Raw genomic sequence first — 4,647 nt, 5'->3', positions numbered from 1 at the left:
GAAGCACTTCACACCGCCGCAGAAATCGCGGCATGATCAACACACAAGAACCGTCCGGGAAACCGGGTCAGGCTCCGCCAGATCCCGCGGCGGCTCTACAAAACTGGATCGGGCTCCTCGCGCCAACCGGTCTCCTAATCCTCGTTGAAGGGCGATGGCACACCGGAGTCGGGCTGACTGCTGAAGAATGCATCCAGCTAGTCAGCGATCGACGGGACGACGTCCAAGTTCTCATGCTGGACGACCCGTCCTACTGGGGTGGCCCAATCTCCGACGAGCGATACCTGATAATCAGCCGCAACTGACGCAATAGTCGACCGGGCTTGCTGAGGCTTTGAGGAGAGCGGCCGGGCTGAAAAAACGCCAGCCGCGCGACTCATGCGGTGGGGTGCGAATGCCGGTGGTGGCTGTCAGGGTAGTGCTCGTGCGTGTGGGTGAGCTCGACGTGGGGGTGTGGATGCGTGTGGCGTGTGCCGGCTGAGACTGGCTCGACGTGTTCGTGGTCGTGATGCTCGTCGGGGTGGGTGTGCCAGTGGTCGTGCTCGAGCGGCTCGTGGGTGTGTGGGTGTTCGTGCCGCTCGGTGAGATGCAGCCAGACCCCGAGCGCCATGAGCGCGCCGGCGATGATCAGCGGGATCGTGATCGGGTCGCCTAGCGCGATCGCCAGGAGAGCGCCGAAGAACGGGGCGATGGAGAAGTACGCGCCTGCGCGGGCGGTTCCGATATGACGGAGGGCGACGATGAACAGCACCAGGCTGATCCCGTACGCAAGCAACCCCGTGACCATCGCCGCCCCGACGTTCAGCAGCGGCGGGAGCGACGCGCCGAGCAGGAAAGCGATTGCGAGGTTGACAGGTCCCGCGGCGAGTCCCTTGACAGCGGCGAGCCAGGTCGCGTCGTGGAGCGCGACCTTCCGGGTGAGGTTGTTGTCGATCCCCCAGGCGAGGCACGCGCCGAGGATCGCCACTGACGGGAGGATGCCGGCGAAGTCGGCCTGGCCGGGCCAGGAGAGCACGACGGCGCCCGCGACGATCGCGGCCATACCGAGCGCAATGCGACGGTCGAAGTTCTCCTTGAACACGAACCACGCCAGCAGAGCGGTCGCCACCCCCTCCGCGTTCAGCAGAAGTGACGCGCCGGACGCAGGCATCCCAACAAGTCCGAACATCAGAAGCACTGGGCCGACGACGCCGCCGAAGAGCACCGCCCCGGCCAGAGGCAGCAGCTCCCGGCGCTCCAGACGCACCCGAGGCGCTCGGCGGATCAGCCGGTACACACCCAGGCCGATCCCGGACCCGAGGTAGAGCAGGCCGGCGAGCATCCAGGGGCTCACATCAGTGAGCAGCAGCTTCGCGATGGGGGTACCCGCACCGAACAGCACCGCCGCGGCCAGAGCGGCCTGCACGCCGCTGTTGCGCAGGGATGTCAGTCGCACCATTCCAGGCTACGCGTGCTCGTGCTGCCCGTCATGGTCGTGGTGGTGGTCGTCTATTTCGAGTTCACCGGTCAGCGCGGCGACCGGCACGGTGCACGCGTCGCCGCGCCACGCTTCGCGCCCCTCCTTCACCGCGAACCCGGCGATGAACAGGGCGGCAAGGGAATCCGCCCATGCCCAGCCGAACAGGCTGTTCAGAAGCAGGCCGACCAGGAGCGCCGCAGACAAGTAGGCGCAGATCAGGGTTTGCTTCGAATCCGCCACCGCTGAGGCGGAGCCCAGTTCCCGACCGGCACGCCTCTCCAGCCAGCTCACGAACGGCATGACGGCCAGGCTGATCGCGGCCAGCGCGATCCCGACCGGGCTGTGCTCCGGCTCCCGGAGCCCAGTCAACGAAAGCACGGCGTCGACGGTCACGTAGGCGGCCAGGGCGAAGAAGGACACGGCGATGATCCTCAGCGCGGGCTTCTCCCGCGTCTCCGGGTCCTTGGCGGCGAACTGCCACGCAATGGCAGCCGCGGAGAGGACTTCGACGAACGAATCGAGCCCGAAGCCGATCAGGGCGGCGGAGGATGCGATTCCTCCGGCGATCAGCGCGATGATGCCCTCGACGACGTTGTATGTGATCGTGAACGCAACGATCCAACGGATCCGCCGACGCAGTATGCCCACGCGGACCGGGTCGGTCGTGACGCTCACGCCACGGCCCCCGTCCCGCAGCACAACGGGAGGGCACAGTCGGGATCCACGCATCGGACGCCATCGTCGACCGCGAGCACAACCTGCACCAGCGCGCCGATCGCATGGGTGAGGTGCGGATCAGCGATCTCGTACCGGGTCTGCCGCCCCTCCGGCGTCGCGACGACAATGCCGCACCCGCGCAGGCAGGAGAGATGGTTGGACACATTCGTCCGGGTCAGATCGAGGTCGCGTGCCAGCTGCGCCGGGTAGCCGGGCTGGTCAAGGAGAGAGAGCAGGATCCGTGACCGGGTGGGGTCGGACATCGCACGGCCCAACCGATTCATCACATCGACACGCGAAGATAAGGTCAGCATTGACTGACTATACAGCATCCAGTGACCTATATACTCTGACAGCGGGACAGAGCCGCGTGGAGCTCCGTGTAGCGCAAGACGATCCCTCCGGGAAGCGAGGTGGAGCCGCCTCGCGCAGGTGTTGGTGCCAGCCGCTGCGCCGTGGGGGTATCGACTGGTGCGCAGTCGGCGATTCAAGGGGTACTCAAGGTCCGAGACAAACGGATGAATGGGTGACTACGCTCAGCCCGTGGCAGATGCGTTGCTCATCAGCGGTTGGATCAGAAGGCCGGACGGTGTCGAGCTGTTCTGGGAACGATACGGGTCCGGTTCGGCGCCGGCGCTTTTTCTGCATGGAGGCCCCGGGTCAGGGCTGAGTTCGCATTACCGCTCCTACTTCGACCCGAATCTGCATACGGTTGTCGCCTTCGATCAACGTGGTTGCGGACGAAGTGTCCCCTCGGTCGTCGACGACCTTCAATCGCTCGTGCAGAACACCACTCAGCGACTGATCGAAGACATCGAAGCCCTGCGAGAAGACGCCGGCATCGGCCGTTGGCTCGTCGTGGGGCTGTCTTGGGGCGCCACGCTGGGATTGGCGTACGCGCAAGCGCACCCCGACCGCGTGTCGGGGCTTGTGCTCGGTGCCGTGACAACGACGAGCCGGGACGAGGTGCAGTCGCTCACCCAGGATCTGCGTCACGTCTTTCCGGAGCAGTGGGGACGCCTGGCTGCTGTGGCGCATCCTGTTCCGGGCGAGCGTCTAGTCGAAGCGCTGTACCGCGGCATCATCAGCCCCGACCACGCAGAGCGGCAAGGCGTCGCGACTGCGTGGGGAGAGTGGGAAGAGACGCATCCCTCGCTCGACGCCAACTTCGTGCCCTCCCCACGCTGGCAGGATCCGCGCAGAAGTCTTGAGATGGCGACCCTCGTCTTGCACTACTGGAGCCATCACGCGTTCTTGGGGGAAGCGGGGATCATGAACCAGACGAGCCGGCTGGCCGGCATCCCCGGCACGATGGTCCACGGCCGCCTCGACATCAGCTCCACCATGTCCGTGCCCTCCGACCTGAGTCAATCGTGGCCCGACAGCACTCTGATCGAGATCGACGGCGAAGGACACTTCGGAGAGCAAATCTTCCGAACCGTCAAGGACGCCGTGAGGCAGATGTCGGAGCGTCCATAGCCCAGCACAGGGCGTCCCGCGGGCCGATCCCCTTCCAACGGTCTGCATTCGTCGCGCCTGGTGCATTCCGACCAGCGGACCAGTGAGTAGCGTCGAGCTATGGCTGCTGTGGACGTCCTCGTGCTGCACGGCTCACCAGGGTCCGGCAAGACCACACTGACTCGCGCGATCGCCGAAGACCTCCGCGCCTCGGGTACCCCGCACGGGGTGATCGAATTGGATCAGCTAGGCCTGATCCATCCCTACCCGGCGGGATGGTTCGCGGTATCAAACCTCCGCGCGATCTGGCCGAACTACGCGGCCGTCCCCAACGTGAAGATGATCATCGACACCGTCATCGCAGACGAGGACGCCCTCAGGCAGCTCCGCGACGCAATGCCGGGCTCAAGGATCATCGTGTGCTGGCGCACTGCCCTCCGCGACTTCGTGGACCTGCACCACCGGCGAACGGATCTTGACCGCATCCGCCACTTCCTCGTCTCCACGGATCAGAAACCCATCGCCGCTACTGCAAGGGAAGTGATCGAGAAGGCGGGATGGCGCTCATCCGACCCGAGCACCGCAGGCAGCACCCACTGAACCGCGCCAAGCAACGAGCGGATCGTGGATCCTTCTTGGACCCCCGCTCAGCGAGACGATTGTCAACCATTCCGGTTCCAGTGACCGCTGAGGGATCGCTCAGCGGGCACCGTCGGCGGATCGCCGATGATCGTCTCGCACAGGGTCCGTCGAGCGATCATGAAGCGCATGTTGGCGCGATCGTCGCAATCGAGTCCGCGTAGAACCATCTGTGGACCTCCCGTGCATTGACCAGCTCATTTACCCCCGGGCGGCTGATCGCGCACACGGGGACGGCGCGCGCGACCACGGCCCGCTCGCCACTCACGTGACGCCGAACCCGTCGGCTGGTGTCTCCGTGACTCGCCCCGGCATGTCCGGAGAGCGGTTTGCTGGTGTCAGCCGGCTTGTTCAACCGGTTCGATGCGAGCGTA

Annotated in this window: 5 protein-coding genes; 2 read left to right on the top strand and 3 right to left on the bottom strand. The window is 65.6% G+C overall.

Going from position 1 to position 4,647, the window contains the following annotated elements:
- Window positions 1–376: 376 nt before the first annotated feature.
- The 3 genes from H9622_RS15660 to cmtR are packed head-to-tail and all read right to left on the bottom strand — an operon-like array spanning window position 377 to window position 2,490.
- Window positions 377–1,435 (bottom strand): DMT family transporter, encoded by a 1,059-nt coding sequence (locus H9622_RS15660; protein WP_318247151.1) that lies wholly within the window; start codon window positions 1,433–1,435, stop codon window positions 377–379.
- Between the two features lie 9 nt (window positions 1,436–1,444).
- On the bottom strand, window positions 1,445–2,134 hold the full coding sequence (locus H9622_RS15655) for a cation transporter (RefSeq protein ID WP_318247150.1): 690 nt from the start codon (window positions 2,132–2,134) through the stop codon (window positions 1,445–1,447).
- The gene (gene cmtR / locus H9622_RS15650) at window positions 2,131–2,490 is read right to left on the bottom strand and encodes a Cd(II)/Pb(II)-sensing metalloregulatory transcriptional regulator CmtR (protein WP_191767359.1); all 360 of its coding nucleotides are present in this window, start codon (window positions 2,488–2,490) and stop codon (window positions 2,131–2,133) included. The genes H9622_RS15655 and cmtR overlap by 4 nt, the downstream gene beginning before the upstream one ends.
- Window positions 2,491–2,719: 229 nt before the next feature.
- On the opposite strand from cmtR, the gene H9622_RS15645 reads away from it, so the two are divergent.
- On the top strand, window positions 2,720–3,655 hold the full coding sequence (locus tag H9622_RS15645) for an alpha/beta fold hydrolase (protein ID WP_318247149.1): 936 nt from the start codon (window positions 2,720–2,722) through the stop codon (window positions 3,653–3,655).
- 108 nt (window positions 3,656–3,763) lie between these two features.
- Entirely contained in the window at window positions 3,764–4,234 is a 471-nt protein-coding gene (locus tag H9622_RS15640; protein ID WP_191767357.1) for an AAA family ATPase, read from the top strand.
- Window positions 4,235–4,647: the final 413 nt, after the last annotated feature.

Source organism: Microbacterium gallinarum (assembly GCF_014837165.1).
GTDB lineage: Bacteria > Actinomycetota > Actinomycetes > Actinomycetales > Microbacteriaceae > Microbacterium > Microbacterium gallinarum.
Note: the sequence above shows the minus strand (reverse complement) of the source record. Positions and strands in the feature narration are given on the sequence as shown.